We start from the raw sequence: 16,617 nt of genomic DNA, 5'->3' as shown, positions 1-16,617 counted from the left end.
TTCCTGAGGTGTCGCACAGGTGCCCCACGCATCTGTCCTCAGCACTCAGGAGTGAAGAACCCCCCATGCGTCTGTTTCGTAGATCGACTCTGAAGAAGAGCGCCCTCGCCGCCGCGTCCGCGGCCCTCGCCGTCACCGCGCTGCTGGCAGGCTCGGGCACCGCGCAGGCCGCCGGTCCCGGCGGTGCCCAGAACGTCCGGGGCGTGGACCCCGGGAACACCGACGTCATGCTGGACCGGCTGTGCAGCCAGGAGACCAGCCTGACCGGCGTCTACGGCGCGCTCAACGTCGACACCGGCGAGTTCAAGACCCGCGACGAGTACCTGCGGGACGTGTTCGGGCTGTGGATGCCCGCCGGGCCGTGGGAGCTGTTCCGCGGCTGGTGCGGGTACGCGCAGGCCTCGACCTGGTCCGTGAAGGGCGAGCCCGTCCGCACCTCCGAGTGGACCGGCAACCACGGCACGACCGAGGACAAGGTGACCTTCGTCAGCGGGTACAGCACCAAGACCTTCGCCAAGAAGAGCGTCGGCGCCAACATCAGCCTCTCGCTGGCCAAGAGCATCTTCTCCGGCACCGTGGGCGGCAGCGCCGGCTACGAGTGGGGCTGGGAGAAGTCCTCGTCCTTCGAGCGGCGCAGCGAGAAGTCGATACCGCCGTGCACCCAGGTGGCGACCACCTGGACGCCGTACCAGCGGGTGGTCCGCGTGAACCCGGTGTTCTACGTCGAGGACTACCAGTGGAACAAGGGCGACGGAGAGGTCACCACCCACAACTGGCGTGGCCGGGACGCGAGTTGGAAGACGATCTACTCGTACGGCTACTACATCGACGGCATCTCCGACAAGCTCCTGCCCAACGGCCAGCCGGACGGCCGTGAGGACAAGTGGCAGGAGAACCTCGACCCGAAGTCCTGCGCCAAGTAGGCGCGTTCACGCGGCAACCTTCCGTGCGGGGGCGGCGACTGCTCTGCGGTCCCCATCCCCGCACGGAACGGATGCCCCCCATGGCCCAGCATCGCCGACGCCGAACCACCGCTCTCGCCCTCGGTGTTCCGCTCATCCTGACGGCCGCCGGAGGCCTGGCCTACGGTCTGCTCCCGGGCGCCCAGCCCCAGGCCTCCGCCGCCACCACCGCCGCCCCCGCCTGGGCCACCGCCACCGCGGACGGCTTCGCCTCGGTCAACGCCCTCGGCCAGAACGGGACGTACGGCGGGCGGGACGGTCAGATCGTGACCGTGAAGACGCTCGCCGACCTGGAGAAGTACGCGACCGCGAGCGAGCCGTACGTCATCGTCGTCGCGGCGACGATCACCATGGACCCGGTCGGGAAAGAGATCAAGGTCCAGAGCAACAAGACCATCGTCGGGGCCGGGACCTCCGGGCAGATCGTCGGCGGCGGCTTCTTCCTCGGCTCCGGCGTCCACAACGTGATCATCAGGAACCTGACGATCCGGGACGCCTACCAGGGTGTCTGGAACGACAAGGAACACGACTTCGACGCCATCCAGATGGACGGCGCCCACCACGTGTGGATCGACCACAACGACCTGCGGCACATGGCCGACGGACTCATCGACGTCCGCAAGGACAGCACCTATGTGACGGTGTCCTGGAACAAACTCAGCCAGGACAACAAGGCGTTCGGCATCGGCTGGACGGAGAACGTCGTCACCGACATCACCATCCACCACAACTGGATCCGCGAGACGGAGCAGCGCAACCCGTCCACCGACAACGCCGCCCACGCACACCTCTACAACAACTTCCTGGAGGACGTGGCCGGGACGGACATCAACTCCTCCTACGGCAACTACTCGCGCGGCGCGACCAGGATGGTCCTGGAGAACTCCTTCTTCCAGGGCTTCAAGAACCCCGTCATCAAGGACGCCACCGCGAGCATCGTCCAGAAGGGCAACACCTTCGTGGGCACGAGCGGCAGGAACGAGAGCGGGGGAACCGCCTTCGACCCGAAGACGTACTACGCCTACACGCTCGACAAGACCGCCGACGTACCCGCCCTGCTCAAGTCGGGCGCCGGACCGCGTAGTTCGATCGGTACGACGGCCACCACCACGACCACCAAAGCTGCGGCGGCCACCACCCTCACCGTCGCCAAGGACGGCAGCGGGCAGTACTCGACCGTGCAGGCCGCGGTGAACGCCGTACCCGCCAACAACCCCTCCCGCGTGGTGATCTCCGTGAAGCCGGGGACGTACCGCGAACTGGTCAAGGTGCCGTCCAACAAGCCGCACGTGACCATCCAGGGCACGGGATCCAGCCGCAACGACACGGTGATCGTCTACAACAACGCCTCTGGCACGCCCAAGCCCGACGGCTCGGGCACCTACGGCACCGGCGGCAGCGCCACCGTCGCCGTGGAGGCCGACGACTTCCAGGCCCGCAATCTGTCGATCTCCAACGACTTCGACGAGAAGGCCAACCAGAGCATCGCCCAGCAGGCCGTCGCCCTGCGCACCGCCGCCGACAAGGTGTTCCTCGACGGGGTCGTCGTCAGCGGCGACCAGGACACCCTGCTGGTGGACACCGCGGCCAAGGACAAGCTGGGCCGCGTCTACATGAAGAACTCCTATGTCGTCGGCAACGTCGACTTCATCTTCGGCCGCGCCACCGCGGTGATCGACAAGTCCGTCATCACGCTGAAGAAGCGCTGGAACGGCACCTCGGCCGGTTACGTCACCGCGCCCAGCACCGCCTCGAACCGCAAGGGCATCCTCATCGCCAACTCGACGGTGAACGGGGACGTCTCGTCCGCGAGCTTCTACCTGGGCCGCCCCTGGCACGCGGGCGGTGACGCGAGCCTCGACCCGCAGACCACGGTCCGCAACACGTCGTTGAGCGCGGCGATCAGGACCACGCCGTGGACCGACATGAGCGGCTTCTCCTGGAAGGACGACCGGTTCGCGGAGTACAAGAACACCGGCGCGGGCTCGGGTGCCGCGTCCTCCGACCGGCCGCAGCTGACCGACGCCCAGGCGACCGGCCAGGAGGTCGCGGACTGGCTGGGCGACTGGACGCCGAGCGCGGCCTGATCTGCTCCGCTGCTGTGTCAGTGCCTCGTTCTAGGCTGGTTGTGCAGCTGAAGAGGGACTGACGGGGGAGCGGAACAATGGTGCGTATCGAAAGGCATCGGGTCGGCGAGGCGGCCGTTTCGGCGGTGCGGAAGGACTTCGCGAACAGGATCGGTTCGCAGGTCCACTCCTTGTCCAAGGCCGGCCCGGTGACGGCGTGGGAGTGGTGGCTGATCGCCCAGGAGTTCGTCGAGTACCTCGGCGCGCTCTCGGTGGAGACCCCCGATCTCCACTCCCCCGAGGCGAAGGCGGTCCTGGAGGACGCCGCCGAGGCGGCCGCAGGCGCGGTGGCGTACGCGGCGTACTTCCCGCGCGACCACTTCGAGGTGTTCCTCACCTACCCGAACTGGGGCCTGGTCTACGACCGCGAGCCCGGGGGCACCCCGGAGCCGGTCACCGCCGCGAGGTGGCTGGACGCGTTCTGCCTGGCGATCCTCGTCGAGAAGACCCAATGGCACGGCGAGGCCTTCCACTTCGCCCGCGAGGCCCCGCTGAAGGGCCGTTCCGGACACCCCGACGCCGAGCTGGTCAACGGCTTCATGGCGTACGTCATCGGCGACACCGCCGACGACGACGCCGACTGCCCGCCCTCCCGCGAGCGGAAGCTCACCGCGCTCGACGCGGCGCTCGACCGGGTCCGGGCACGGGAGTCGGAGACCGGCGAGCACCTCACCGACCAGCCGTACGGCATCGGGCTGCAGGCGCTGCGCGCACTGACCTCGGGCGACCGGGAGGGGTTCGGCGAGGCGGTCGTACGGCTGCTGAAGCCGCTGACCCGCACGCCCGGTCCCGGTGCGCGCCCGGGCAGCCTCCTCCCGCTCCTGCCGATCGCCCTGACGGCGCTGGCGTACCGGGACGAGGGCTGGCCGCCGGCCGTCGACAGCGACTATCTGCCGGACGCGCTGGTCACCGGGTTCAAGGCCACACCGCCGCGGGTGGGGCCCTACGGCCGGGACCGCCGCCCGGACGCGGTGGCCGAACTGGCGGCCGGGGTGGTGGAGTTCGGGCGGTGCCTGGAGCCGCGTCCGCTGGATCCGGACAGCGAGGAGCAGTTCGAGCGGTACACCCGGGACGCCGTCACCCCGGTGCCGGGCAAGTCGCTCACCACCTTCGAGCTGGCCTACGCCGTCACCTACCAGGAGCTCCTGTTCCGGACCCGCGCCGCGCACACGCCCGACGCGAGCGACGCCCAGCTGGAGAACCTGCGGCTGGCCGCGGAGCTGGGCGCCGCGCTGTTCCGTACGACGCTGGCGGAGCCCGGAACCGACGTGCCGGTGACGATCGACGGCAGGACCGTGACGTACCCCGCCTGCCGGGACGAGGACGCCGGGCCGGGGGCCTGGCACCGGGCGGTGCACCTCGCGCTGGTCACGGGCCGGCGGGAGCATCTGGCGCCACTGGTCCTGGCGGGGCCGGAGCGCGTCGGCCCGGACCGTTCCGTGTCGGCCTCCTACCGCCGGGCCCTGCACGCCTACCTGCGCGGCGAGGACCCCGAGCCCACCACGGACCAGGCCCTGCGGGACGCGGGCAAGGCTCGCGACCAGGGGTTCCTGCCGCCGCCCGTGGTGCTCTTCTCCCAGCTCGTCGAGGGCGACGAGGAGAGCTTCAACCTGGCCCTCCTGGACGCCCTGACGGCCCACCGCGACCACTACGCCGTCGCCGACCGCCCCTCCGACCCCGACGCCGCCCTCAGCCTCGACATCCTGGCCCTCGTCTGCCACGCGCGGCGGCGGGGCTGGGAGATCAGGGTGAGCTCGCCGTATCTGCCGGAGCGGATCGTGGGGGCGGCGGAGCCGTTCTGAGGACGTGCCGGGTGAATCTCCCTCGAACGGGTGAACTGGGGTTGTTTCCGCTGGTCAGCCCTACAGCGCTGCCTACGGTGATCGCGTTGCTTGTGCCCCGCGCACGCCCAGCCCACACTTGATGAGGAGGTGCCCCCTTGACCGCTCTCGCGCATGAGAGGCCTAAGACCATGTCCGAGGCTCAGCCCGAATCCTTGAACGGACCCGACCTGGACGAGGTCCTGTGGCAGGCATGGAAGGCCCTGGAACTCCCCGAGGGCTACCGCGCCGAGATCATCGAGGGAGCCATCGAGGTGTCACCGACCGGTCGTGTGCCCCATGCACAGATCGCCAATCGTCTGCGCCGGGCGCTGGACAAGTTCCTGGACGGCAGCGAGTACGCCTGTCACCAGGACACCAACGTCATCCACAAACGCCGGACCTGGATCCCGGACGTCTTCGTCGCCCCGGAAGACCTGGAGCCCTACACGGACGAGGACGGCGTAGGCGTAGAGGCCAAGGTGCTCCACGTGGTCGTCGAAGTCGTCTCCCCCGGCAAGCGCAACCAGAAGCGCGACCGCCTCAAGAAGCGCCGCGAGTACGCCCGCGCCGGCATCCCCGTGTACGTCCTCATCGACGACTACGACGGTCAGGGTGCCGTCACCCTCTTCACCGGCCCCCGCCCCGAGAAGGCCGACTGGGAGGACATCCACCGTGTCCCCTACGGCACCGATGTCACGATCGGCGAAGGCCCCGCCAAGGGCTTCGTGATCGGTGAGGCGATCACGGGGCCCAAGCGGGGCTGACGGGGGCGGAGTCGGTTCAGCGGCGCAGGGTCGTCGTGTCGTCGGGCAGCTTCCGCAGGATCATCGTGTCCTCCGGGAGCGGGCCCAGCAGGCGGGCGTAGAGGCCTTGGCGGGCGACCAGTTCCGCGTGGGTGCCCGCTTCCACCAGGCGGCCGCCGTCCACGACCAGGATGCGGTCCGCGTCCGGGGCCAGGCTCAGATCGTGGGTGATCATGATGGTCGTGCGGCCGGACATCAGGCGGCGCAGGGGCTGAACGACCTGGCGCGCGGCGACCGAGTCGAGGCCGGCGGTGGGTTCGTCGAGGATGAGGACGGGCGCGGCCCGGAGCATCGCGCGGGCGATGGTGATCCGCTTGAGCTGGCCGCCGGACAGGGCGGCTGTGCCAGGGGCGATCTCGGTGTCGTAGCCCTCGGGGAGCGCGGAGATGAAGTCGTGGGCGGCCGCCGACCGGGCCGCCTGTTCGATCTCCGCGTCGCTCGCGCCCGGCCGGCCCGTTCCGATGTTCTCGCGGATCGTGCCGTTGAGGATCAGCGTCTCCTGCGGGAGCAGGGCGATCTGCTCGCGCAGGAACTCCAGGCCCATGTGGGTGAGCGGGACTCCGTCCAGGGTGATCACGCCCGCGGCAGGGTCGTAGAAGCGGGTGAGGAGCTTGGACAGGGTGGACTTGCCGGCGCCGCTCGGGCCCGTGATGATCACCAGTTCGCCGGGGGCGGCGGTGAAGGACACGCCGGTGAGGGAGTCGCTGGGGGCGTCGGGGTAGCGGAAGCGCACGCCGTGGAAGCCGACCCAGCCGTGGACCGGCCAGGCGGGGACGGGTTCGGCCGGGTCGCCGACCGACGGTTTCGCGTCCAGGATCTCGTTCAGGCGCCGGGCGCCCGCGGTGGCCGCCGTGAGGGTCAGGCCCAGCTGGCCGAGGTTGCGGACGGGCGGGTACAGATAGCCGATGAAGGCGGCGAAGGCGAGGAGTTGACCCAGCGTCATACGACCGGCCGAGATCTCCCAGACGCCCATGCCGATCACGGCGAGCACGCAGAGCGTCTCCACGACCTCGACGAACTGCTCGTACATCTCGCTCAGCCGGGCCCCGCGCACCGACGCCTTCATCCAGGCGCGGGCCTCGCGGTCCAGGCGCCGCTCCTCGTCGCGGCGGCGGTTGTACGCCTGGGTCAGCACGACGTTGCCGAGCGACTCCTGCACGACGGAGGTGATCGCGCCGTCCGCGTCCCGCTCGTCCTGCGAGGCCTCCCTGATCCGGCCGGAGAAGCGGCGGGCGGCGACCAGGAACAGGGGCGCGAGGACGAAGGTGGCGAGGGCGAGGTCCCAGCGCAGGTACAGGGCGGCCGCGGAGTAGAAGACGGCCGAGAAGGCGGCGGCGACCGTGCCGACGACTCCGGACACGACCATCTGCTCGATGGCCTCGACGTCACCGGTGAGGCGTTCGACCAGGTCGCCCTGGCGGTGCTTCTGGAAAAAGTGCGGGGGCAGGTCCTGGATGTGCCGGAAGACCTTCGCGCGCAGCCGCAGCACGAATCTCTCCGCGGTCCAGGTCGCGAGCGAGTTGCCGAAGTAGCCGACGAGGGCGCCGAGCGCGGCCACGGCGAGCCAGGCGCCGGCCGGGCCCCAGAAAGCGGAGAGCGAACCGGCCTTCAGGGCGGTGTCGGTGAGTTCCGCGAACAGCAGGATCGCGGCGGTCTCGGCGAGTGCGGACACCACCACGCACGCGACGATCGCCGCGAGCCACTTGCGGTCGCCGCGGGTCAGCGGCCAGAAACGGTGGAAGGCCTCGCGGACTTCCCTCATGACGACTCCCTTTCGTGTGCGGCGGTCGCGAGGGGGCGGAGACGGCCGAGGCGGGGCCCCGGTGCGAGACGCGCTCGCTGACCGGTGACCCCGCCTCGTGGCGTGCCGGCTCAGCCCTTGTGCGCGACCGGGCGACGCTTCGGCGTGTGCTTCTTCGGCGCCTTCTTCTTGGGGGCCGGAGCGGGCTTGGGGGCCTTCTTGACGGGGGCGATCTTGTGGAAGCTCATGTCTGAATCCTCACCTGTGAATGAATTTGATTTACTTCGGTGAATCCTGTGTCAGCCCTTGCGGGCGACCGGGCGGCGCTTCGGCGCGTGCTTCTTGTGTTTCCCTTTGCGTTTGCGTCGTTCGATCTCGACATGGAAAACACTACGGCATTCCCGCGGGAGAAAAGGCCATTCCGCCTTAGACCTCAATAAGAAAGGATGTGCATCACCTGAGAATCGAAAGGCTGACACAGAATTTATGGGCCAATGAAAAGGCCCCGCCGTGATCGGCGGGGCCTTGGCTTTTCGCTCCGGGTCTGTGCGACCCGGTTCAAGAGTTACTGAACGACCGCGATCCGGTTCGTGGCCGGCGGTGCGATCGGGCTGGTCGCCGAGGAGTTGGCGGTCAGGTAGTCCACGAGCGCGGCGAGGTCGTCGCCGCCGACGAGGTCACCCGTGCCCTGGCCCAGCGTGGTGAAGCCGTCGCCGCCGCCCGCGAGGAAGCTGTTGGTCGCGACGCGGTAGGTGGCCGCCGGGTCGATGGCCGCCCCGTTCAGCTTCACGGAGTCCACGACGATCCGGTCCGCGCCGGTCTTCGTCAGGTCCAGCGTGTAGGTGAGGTTCGCCGACGGCTGCAGGATCTTCGGCGAGGCCGTGTTCGAGCCGCTCACCTGCTCCTGGAGCACCTTGACCAGCTGTGCGCCGGTGAAGTCCTGGAGGTTCACGGTGTTGGAGAAGGGCTGCACGGTGAAGCCCTCGGCGTACGTCACCACGCCGTCGCCCTCGGTCCCCTTGGCCGCGTAGGTCAGGCCCGCCCGCACCCCGCCCGGGTTCATCAGCGCGAGGTCGGTCTCCGGGTCGAGCTTCTTGCCGGACGCGAGCTGCGCGTCGGCGATCAGGTCACCCATCGGGGACTCCGTGCCGGTGCTCGGGACATCGGCGGAGATGTAGCCGATCGCACGGTTGCCGATGGGCGCCGCGAGGGTGTTCCACCTGCCGATCAGCTCGGTCATGTCGGGCGCCTTGGCGACGGTCCGGGTGACCACGTGGTTCGCCGACTTCACGGCCGTACGCGCGATGTCGCCGGTGAAGCGGTCGTACGTCAGCGTCGTGTCCGTGTAGAGGCGGCCGAAGGAGGCGGCCGAGGTGACCATGCGGGGCTTGCCCGACGGGTCGGGGATCGTGCAGACGTACGCGGCGTGCGTGTGGCCGGTGACCAGCGCGTCCACCGAGGGCGAGATGTTCTTGGCGATGTCGACGATCGGACCGGAGATGCCGTCACCGGCGCCCGGGGAGTCGCAGTTGTAGTTGTACGAGCCCGAGGCCGGCTGCCCGCCCTCGTGGATGAGCGCCACGATCGACTTCACGCCCTGCTTCTGGAGCACGCGCGCGTACTTGTTGATCGTCTCGACCTCGTCCTTGAACTTCAGGCCCTTGACGCCCTCGGCGGAGACGACACCCGGGGTGTCCTCCAGGGTGACGCCGATGAAGCCGACCTTGACGCCGTTCTTCTTCCACACCCAGTAGGGCTTGAGGATCGGCCTGCCGGTCTTCTCGTCCAGGACGTTCGCTGCGAGGTAGGGGAAGTCGGCGCCCTTGAACTTCTTGTCGGTGTAGCAGCCGGCGGTGGGGTGACAGCCGCCGTTCTGCAGCCGGGCCAGTTCCTTGGCGCCCTCGTCGAACTCGTGGTTGCCGACGCTCGTCACATCCAGGTCGAGCTTGTTCAGCGCCTCGATGGTGGGCTCGTCGTGGAACAGACCCGAGATCAGGGGTGACGCGCCGACCATGTCACCGCCGGCCGCGGTGACGGAGTAGGCGTTGCCCTTGCGGGCCTCGCGCAGATGGGTCGCGAGGTACTCGACGCCCCCCGCGTCGATCGTCTTCGTCGTCCCGTCCGCCTGGAGCTCGGTGACCCGGCCGGAGGAACCGGACGGCGGCTCCAGGTTGCCGTGCAGGTCGTTGAAGGACAGCAGCTGTACGTCCTGGTAGCGGCTCGGCAGCGGCTTGCCGTGCTTGTTGTCGTGCGCGCCCGCGGGCATCGCGGCGGCAAGGGCGCCGACGGTGGCGAGACCGGCGGCCGCGGCGAGCAGACGGTAGGTACGGCGTCTGCGACGGACGGCTTGAGCCTGCTGCGACTGGGATATGGCTGGCATACGCCCCCCTGTGATCCGGATGTGAGAGTGGCCCCCGTCCGGCGCAGCCTAGGGTCAACGCGCGTAGCGCGACAGGGGTTTCATGGTTACATCCCGGTTGCTTCTTTGCCGCCGCTTTGCCCGGACCTGCCCTTACCCTCGTAGCCATGACCAGCGACGACATCGCACGCCCCGGCATCTCCCGCTCTATCGACACTCTTTCGGTGCTCTCGCCGCAGCAGACCGAGGCGGTCCTCGGGCTCCTCGCCGAGGCCGCGCAGGCCGACGGCCGGCAAGCGGTGTCCGAGCAGGGCAGGTTGCAGCTGCGGGGCGGCGCCCGCGAGGGCGTGTCCCATCTGCTCCTGTACGTCGGCGCCGAACTGGCCGGCTACGCCCAGCTGGAGGACACCGACCCGGTGGAGGCACCGGCGGCGGAGCTGGTCGTCCACCCCGACCACCGCGGCCACGGCCACGGCCGCGCCCTGGGCACGGCACTCCTCGCCGCCTCCGGCAAGCGGCTGCGGGTGTGGGCCCACGGCGGCCACAGCGCCGCCCGCCACCTCGCCCAGGTCCTGGGACTCACCCTCTTCCGTGAGCTACGGCAGATGCGGCGCCCCCTGACCGGCCTGGAGCTGCCCGACCCGGTGCTCCCGGCGGGCGTGACGGTCCGTGCCTTCGTCCCCGGCGAGGACGACACCGCCTGGCTCGCGGTGAACGCGGCCGCGTTCGCCCACCACCCCGAGCAGGGCTCCCTGACCCAGCGCGACCTCGACGACCGCACGTCACAGCCCTGGTTCGACCCCGAGGGCTTCTTCCTGGCCTTCCGGGACGGCGAACTGATCGGCTTCCACTGGACCAAGGTCCACGCGGCGGAACAGCTCGGCGAGGTCTACGTCCTCGGCGTCCGCCCCGGCACCCAGGGCGGCGGCCTCGGCAAGGCCCTCACGACGATCGGCCTGCGCCACCTCGCCGCGCAGGGCCTGCCGACCGCGATGCTGTACGTCGACGCCGACAACAAGGCGGCGGTCTCGGTCTACGAACGGCTCGGTTTCACGACGTACGAGACGGACCTGATGTACCGCACGGAGACGTGAAGCACTACCGGGCGTCACGCCAGAACGGCTGGAGCTCGTCGAGGAGGGCCTCGGTGCGTAGGAGTTCGTTCCGGAGGCGCTCGTCCGTCGGTGCGTGGGCCAAGGCCGTGTTGAGGGCGTCGAGCGCCGGTGCCGGGTTGCCGGCCTCCAGGTGGTGGGCGGACAGAGCCAGTGCGACGTCTGCCACCAGCAGGGGTAGCTGGACCTCGATGGTCTCGTGGGAGAGCCAGGTGTAGCGGCCCTCCGGGCGGTCGGTGAGAAGGGGGCCGCGAACCAGGGCCAGGGCGTCGTCGAGCAGGCGTTCCCGTATGCGTGCGTCACCCGGTCCGCTGCCCGCGGTGGCCTCGTGGTGGAGCGTGCGCAGCACGTCGAGGTCGCAGACGACGGAGGGCGCGAGGGTCAGCCGCCCGGTGGTACCGATGCCGAGCCGCGGGCTGCCGTCGGGATCGGTTCCCAGCCAGGTCCGCAGGTGTGCGATGAAGGCGTCCCGGACGTCATCGGTCACGCCGCGGGGCCACAGGCCGGACGCCAGAACCCGCGGATGCACTCCCTCGCGGTGGAGCAGGAGCATGGCCAGGGCCTCGTGGAGCAGCGGGCCGTGCTCGGCGTCGGATGTGTCGAGACCGATGATCTCGTAGGTGCCGACCAGCCGTGCGTACACCGCGGGTTGTCCACTGGGGGTGAGGTCGACCCGGAACGGCGGGGGACCGGGGTCCGGGGCGCGGTCGGCGTCGGACACGGCGTCGGCGAAGAGCCGGACCACGGCCTCGTACTGGTCCTGCGGTAGCCGCTGTGCCCGGAGGTCCAGACCGAGCGGTGGCGCGAGGAGGCGTCCGTCGGAGGTGGCTTCGAGTTCCCAGGAGGTGTCCGGCAGGCCCTTGTCCCCGGTGGCGGCCAGGTAGCCGATGCCCAGTCGGCCGGAGTCCGCGGCGAGTTCGGCGAGTTTCGCTGCCTGGTCCTCGCTCGGCCGGGCGGCGAACAGAACCAGGTGGGGTTCCCATGAGGTGTCCCGGGACAGGCCGGTGCGCCCGGTGAGCACCGAGTCGTGGCCCGCCATGGCGAGGGCATCGCGTCGCCGGCCGGTCTCGGCCGCCATGCCTTCCAGCAGTTCGCCGATGTCGTCGACCTGGCGGACCCGGGCGGGGGCCAGCTCGGCGAGTTCCGCGCCGTGGCCCACGAGGGTGAGGGTCATCCGGTCCGCCCAGGCGCTGGTGGCGAGTTCCGCGGCGATCGATGCGAGGACCGCCGTCCGGTCCGCCTGAGCGCCCGTCAGCGAGACGAGTCCGGGCAGGGCTTCGAGGTTCAGCAGCAGCCGCGCACGGCCGCGGGTGCCGAGACTGACCAGGCCGGGGTAGGGGGCGGCAGCGTCCGTGTCCGTCTCGTGTGCCGGGACGTCGGCCAGGTGGACACGCCAGAACGTGTCGTTCTGGCCGGGCCGCCAGGGCGCCGGGGGCTGCTGCGCCGGCTGAGCGAGCTGAAGGGTGAGCTCGCTGTCGGTGAGCCAGGCGGCGCGGACGGACGGCAGGCTGCGGGATTGCGCGGTCAGAGCGGCCGCCAGTCCCCGCAGGGCACGGTCGAGATCGCGTACGGCCTGTGGGTCGGCGTCGACGACCAGCGCGTCCCGGGTGTCGGCGGCGGCACCCGTCGGCTGGGGAGGCTCCGGGGTGCGGTGGCCCTCGGCGCTCATCGCGGACTCCCACAGGGCCGTACGGCGTCGGCGGCCGAGCGCCGCGAGCAGGCCGGCGGCGAGCAGCGGCGCACCTACGGGGGCCTCGGGGAGGTCGGGGGACGAGGTGGGGGGCGACGGTGTGGCAGACGACGAGCCGGGGCCTGCGTTCTGCGCACCGGCTCCGTTCCCGGCCTGGGCCGGGATGGTCAGGCTGATGCGGTGCCCTGGGTTGAGCCGGACCGGGAGACCGGCGGCCGCGAGGAGGTCGCCGGTGGTCTGCCGCCACTGGTACCACGTGTCGGGGGTGTGGTCGGGGTGGGTGAAGGCCGGGATGTAGCGGCTGCCGTCGTCCTCGGCCACCGTGTAGAGCCCGTCCTGCCCCTCCTGGGCGAACAGGATGAGCGTGGCGTCGCGGAAGGCCGCGAGCAGTTCCGCCTCGCTGCCGTAGCCGGTGACCGCTCGCTGCACTGCGGCGTCCAGGGCGGTGAGCGGAGCGGGGAACTCCAGCGCGACCGGCGAGGGGCGGTACTTCGGGTTGTGCGTGAAGGAGACGAGCTGCCCGGAGTGGTCGACGGACCAGCCGCCGACGATGCCGTACGGGGGAACCGCGCCGGCGGGGTCGAAGTACGGGTCGATCGCGTACACGTAGCCGCCGCGCTGCCGGGCGGCCTGGGCGCGCAGGGCCGGGGTGACCGGAGGGACGGCGGGCGCGGAGCCGGGCGGAGGGGTCACGTGGACTGCCAGTACTTCTCGAAGGCGATCTGGTCGGCGATGGTGGCCAGCGTCTCGCGGGGTGCGGGGAGGAACGTCTCGATGCGGTCGGCGCTGGTGAGACGTACGAAGGGGGTGAGGTGGTACACGAGGAAGCCGCCCATGCCACGGCACATCCCGGAAGGCCAGGTGTCGCGTCGGGAACCGTTGACACCCAGGAACCACCCCAGGGGTTCGAGCTGCTCGCGGACGCGGATGAGCGCCTCGAAGCAGTCACCCGCCCTGCCGGAGAACCGCCCCCAGGGGCCTTCGGCGGTCACGGTGTAGTCGTGGTCGCGGTCGTCGCCTTCCCAGCGCAGCACCGCGTCGGTCTGCCAGGCGCCGTTGTAGGCGAGGACCTCGAAGTGGTCGGGAAGGGGACTCATCGGGTCCATCCTTGGGGCAGTCGGCTTGCGGGCGGTGGTTCAGGGCTGGGAGCGGTGGGAGTTCGGGGGACGTGCGGCTCGTAGTGGGGGTTCGGTATCCATTCTCCCTTGGTCCCGTCACGAGAGATCTCCCAGGCTCCCTTGATGTGCTTGCGGTCGATGCCGCCGGCGAAGGCGATCTCCTTGTCGGTATCGGCGTACTTGTTGTTCGGCAGCGTCTGGTTGACGTCGATCCCGCCGGGAGCGTCGATCTCGTACCGGTAGTCCTTCACCCAGTTCGCGTCCGGATCCGTGGTGGTGCCCACGAAGGCCGACTTGTGGTTGCCCTCCACATAGCCGAACAGGTCGTTGTTGGACGAGTCCCAGGGGTGGAAGCCCTGCTCGAAGATCTCCGTGGGATGACGGTTGTCGTTGCGGTACAGCGGTTCGTGGCTCTCGCGCCACACCGGCTGGTGCCTCATGCCGTCGATGTCGATGTTCTTCTCGACGGCCGCGGGAAGGCTGCGCGGATCGTCCGGGTCCAGCTTCCCGACCGCCTCGGAGGCGTCGTCGACGTGCTTGACGGCTCCGGCGGCGGTGTCGGTGAGGCTCTGGCCGACGGTCTTGGTGGTGTCCTTGGCGACCGCGCCCTCCACGCTGTGGGCGACGGACCTGGCGCCGATCTTGCCCGCGGCACCCCCGCCGCCGATGAAGTTGGTCGCGAAGGCGCCCATGGCCTGGTTGCGGTCGGTGCTCCAGCCCTCGCCGACAAGGCCCTTGACCAGTTCGGTGGGGTGGTTGGCGGTGTGCACCAGGCCGCGGGCGACGCCGGTGAGGTTGGTGGTGTAGTCGGCCGGGTGGGTCAGGTTGTAGGGGTCCATGGGGTTGACCGTGCGGGCCAGGCGCAGCATCGAGGTGCCGGTCTTGAGGACGCCGCCCAGCTTGTGCTCGGCCCCGACCAGCTGGTTCTTCAACGTGTTGCCGAGTTCGCGCTTGAGGCGGTCCAGGCCCTCGGGCTCGGTGGGGGCCTGGTCGGTGCCGCGGGCGAGCTTCTCGGCCAGCTGGGCGCCCGAACTGTCGCGCTCGCTGCGAGCCGCCTTGAGCAGGTGCTCCGCCGACTTGCGTCCCTCGGCCCCGGGGTCCTGGAACGGGCCCGGCTCCTGCGGAGGCCGCTGCCCGTCCTCGGTGCCGGACAGGCCCGCCACCTGAAACGCGAGGGCCCGCCGGGTGTAGTCGTCGACCTCGCGCCGGTACTGCTCCGAGGCGGCCTCGGTCCGCTGCCGGGCCTGCTTCCACTGTTCGACCGCCTCGCGGGCCTGCTTGCTCGCCCACTCGACGGTGTGGGCGTACTGGTCCATCGCGGCGGCCGCGTCCTCGAACGAGTCGGCGGCCTTCAGCCAGCGCCTGGGATGGGTCCGCACCTTCTCGCGAAAGCGGTCGGCGGCCTGTCCCTGCCAGTCCTCGGGGTCCATCTTCCGCAGCGCCTGGCCGGTCCGTTCGAAGGCCGCGCCCAGCTTCCTCAACTGCGCCGCCGACTCACGGATCGCGCTCGCGTCGCCGTGCACCAGCAGGGCCGGGTCGTCGGTCTCGTCCAGCTCCAGCTCGCGGGTGCGGGCACCCAGTTGGTCGGCCATCCAGGAGCCGGCTCCGTCGGCCTTGTCCGCCCAGCCGTGTGCGCCGGCCGCGTCGAGCAGCTCCGACGTGCCGTGGGTGACGGTCTGCACCCCGTCGGCGAAGGTGTCGCGCAGGCCCTGGGTGGCGCCGTCCAGATCGTCGAGGAAGCCCATCACTTGCCCTTCGCCGCGACGCCGGAGCCCTGTCCGTCGTCGTCACCGCCGAAGGCCATGGAACCGGCGGCCTTCACCACACCGATCTCACCGCCGGCATAGCCGGTCTCAGTGACGTCGGTCCAGGTGGCGGAGAGGTTCTTCCGGCTCTCCTCGGAAGCGTCCTCGAAACCGGCCATGGAGTAGTCGGGGCGGTAGGTGTCCCCGGCCTTGTCCCCCACCTGGCTCCAGGACATCTTCTCCGCGTCCTGCGAGGTCAGCGTCGGGTCGGCGGTCGCGGACAGCGCGACGTCCTTGAGGACGCCCATGCCGTACTCCTCCGCCTCGTGGTAGTAGCCGGCGTTCAGATCCAGCGTCCCGGCCACCTCGTTGCCCTCGTCCAGGAGCGCCTGGACCTCCCAGCCCCAGCGCTCGGCGAAGTCGTCCAGCCTCTGCGAGGCGGCGGAGTGGCCCATCGCGTTGGGGGGCACGGACAGATCGGAGAAGCCCTGACCCGTGGTCGCCCCGGTCGCGTCCGTGATCTTCTTCAGCTCGTCCAACGCGTCGTTGATGCCTTTGGACACCTGCTTCAGGATCTGCGGGTCGACCCCGTAACCACCACCGCTCACCACGCGGCAACCTCCCCATCGGTGACGGACTGCTTGTCGAGCGCGATCCCGTCCGGCACGATCCCGGACACCGGTGGCAGGAAGGCGCGCGATGGGGAGGACACGTCCACCACGATCCCCATCGGGACCCGGTCCCGCCCCACCCAGGCGGGAAGCAGCTCGTGCAGCAGCTCCTCACCGTTCACGGCGACGTAGCGTGCGTACCGGGCCAGTTCGGCGGGCAGTTCGCCGGGCTCGGCGGCCTCCCACTTCTGCTGCAGGAAGGTGTGCATCTCGCGGGTGCCGGTGAACGCGAACAGCCAGCGGATGTCGTCCAGTTCCCCACTCCACACGGCGCCCTCGCCGAGCAGCGGGAGCAGCAGCTCCGCGCCGCGCACGGCCTCGACCAGCGCCTGCGGGTCCCCTTCACCATGCTGGAACGCGCCCATCTGCGCCCGCAGTTCCGCCGTCCCTGTCGACGGCTCCCCGCCCATCCGGCTCCGCACCCCCGGCCGCCTTGATCTGACACGACTTCAGCGCATGCCAGGCAT

General features: G+C 70.3%; 12 protein-coding genes. 5 read left to right on the top strand and 7 right to left on the bottom strand.

Annotated features, from left to right (window positions below; all coding sequences use genetic code 11):
- Positions 1-65: 65 nt before the first annotated feature.
- From ACFVYN_RS22555 to ACFVYN_RS22540, 4 genes are all read left to right on the top strand, one after another.
- Positions 66-923 carry a hypothetical protein gene (locus tag ACFVYN_RS22555; protein ID WP_390001224.1) on the top strand — a complete coding sequence of 286 codons (858 nt, stop codon included), beginning with the start codon at positions 66-68 and terminating at the stop codon, positions 921-923.
- A gap of 80 nt (positions 924-1,003) precedes the next feature.
- Positions 1,004-3,049, top strand: coding sequence for a pectinesterase family protein (locus ACFVYN_RS22550; RefSeq protein WP_390001222.1), 2,046 nt, complete (start codon positions 1,004-1,006; stop codon positions 3,047-3,049).
- Positions 3,050-3,126: 77 nt separating this feature from the next.
- Positions 3,127-4,890 (top strand): immunity 49 family protein, encoded by a 1,764-nt coding sequence (locus tag ACFVYN_RS22545; protein ID WP_390001220.1) that lies wholly within the window; start codon positions 3,127-3,129, stop codon positions 4,888-4,890.
- Between the two features lie 137 nt (positions 4,891-5,027).
- On the top strand, positions 5,028-5,675 hold the full coding sequence (locus tag ACFVYN_RS22540) for a Uma2 family endonuclease (RefSeq protein ID WP_390001218.1): 648 nt from the start codon (positions 5,028-5,030) through the stop codon (positions 5,673-5,675).
- A gap of 16 nt (positions 5,676-5,691) precedes the next feature.
- Here ACFVYN_RS22540 and ACFVYN_RS22535 read toward each other — a convergent pair whose 3' ends face one another.
- A complete protein-coding gene (locus tag ACFVYN_RS22535; protein WP_390001217.1) occupies positions 5,692-7,476 on the bottom strand; it encodes an ABC transporter ATP-binding protein in 1,785 nt (594 codons plus the stop codon).
- Between the two features lie 544 nt (positions 7,477-8,020).
- The gene (locus tag ACFVYN_RS22530; protein ID WP_390001215.1) at positions 8,021-9,835 is read right to left on the bottom strand and encodes a bifunctional metallophosphatase/5'-nucleotidase; all 1,815 of its coding nucleotides are present in this window, start codon (positions 9,833-9,835) and stop codon (positions 8,021-8,023) included.
- A gap of 146 nt (positions 9,836-9,981) precedes the next feature.
- Between ACFVYN_RS22530 and mshD the strand changes: the two genes are divergently transcribed.
- Positions 9,982-10,908, top strand: a complete 927-nt coding sequence (gene mshD / locus ACFVYN_RS22525; protein WP_390001213.1) for a mycothiol synthase — start codon at positions 9,982-9,984, stop codon at positions 10,906-10,908.
- A gap of 4 nt (positions 10,909-10,912) precedes the next feature.
- Here mshD and ACFVYN_RS22520 read toward each other — a convergent pair whose 3' ends face one another.
- Genes ACFVYN_RS22520 through ACFVYN_RS22500 form a run of 5 tightly spaced genes read right to left on the bottom strand, consistent with a single transcriptional unit; the run spans position 10,913 to position 16,560 of the window.
- Positions 10,913-13,309, bottom strand: a complete 2,397-nt coding sequence (locus ACFVYN_RS22520; RefSeq protein ID WP_390001211.1) for a type VII secretion system-associated protein — start codon at positions 13,307-13,309, stop codon at positions 10,913-10,915.
- Positions 13,306-13,713 (bottom strand): hypothetical protein, encoded by a 408-nt coding sequence (locus ACFVYN_RS22515; protein ID WP_390001210.1) that lies wholly within the window; start codon positions 13,711-13,713, stop codon positions 13,306-13,308. The genes ACFVYN_RS22520 and ACFVYN_RS22515 overlap by 4 nt, the downstream gene beginning before the upstream one ends.
- On the bottom strand, positions 13,710-15,479 hold the full coding sequence (locus ACFVYN_RS22510; protein WP_390001209.1) for a WXG100 family type VII secretion target: 1,770 nt from the start codon (positions 15,477-15,479) through the stop codon (positions 13,710-13,712). Before ACFVYN_RS22510 ends, ACFVYN_RS22515 begins: the two co-directional genes overlap by 4 nt.
- On the bottom strand, positions 15,479-16,087 hold the full coding sequence (locus ACFVYN_RS22505; RefSeq protein ID WP_390001207.1) for a hypothetical protein: 609 nt from the start codon (positions 16,085-16,087) through the stop codon (positions 15,479-15,481). Before ACFVYN_RS22505 ends, ACFVYN_RS22510 begins: the two co-directional genes overlap by 1 nt.
- A complete protein-coding gene (locus ACFVYN_RS22500) occupies positions 16,084-16,560 on the bottom strand; it encodes a hypothetical protein (protein ID WP_390001205.1) in 477 nt (158 codons plus the stop codon). The genes ACFVYN_RS22505 and ACFVYN_RS22500 overlap by 4 nt, the downstream gene beginning before the upstream one ends.
- Positions 16,561-16,617 lie beyond the last annotated feature (57 nt).

This window comes from Streptomyces sp. NPDC058307, assembly GCF_042880295.1.
Classification (GTDB): Bacteria; Actinomycetota; Actinomycetes; order Streptomycetales; family Streptomycetaceae; genus Streptomyces.
This window is presented reverse-complemented; position numbering and strand designations above follow the sequence as displayed.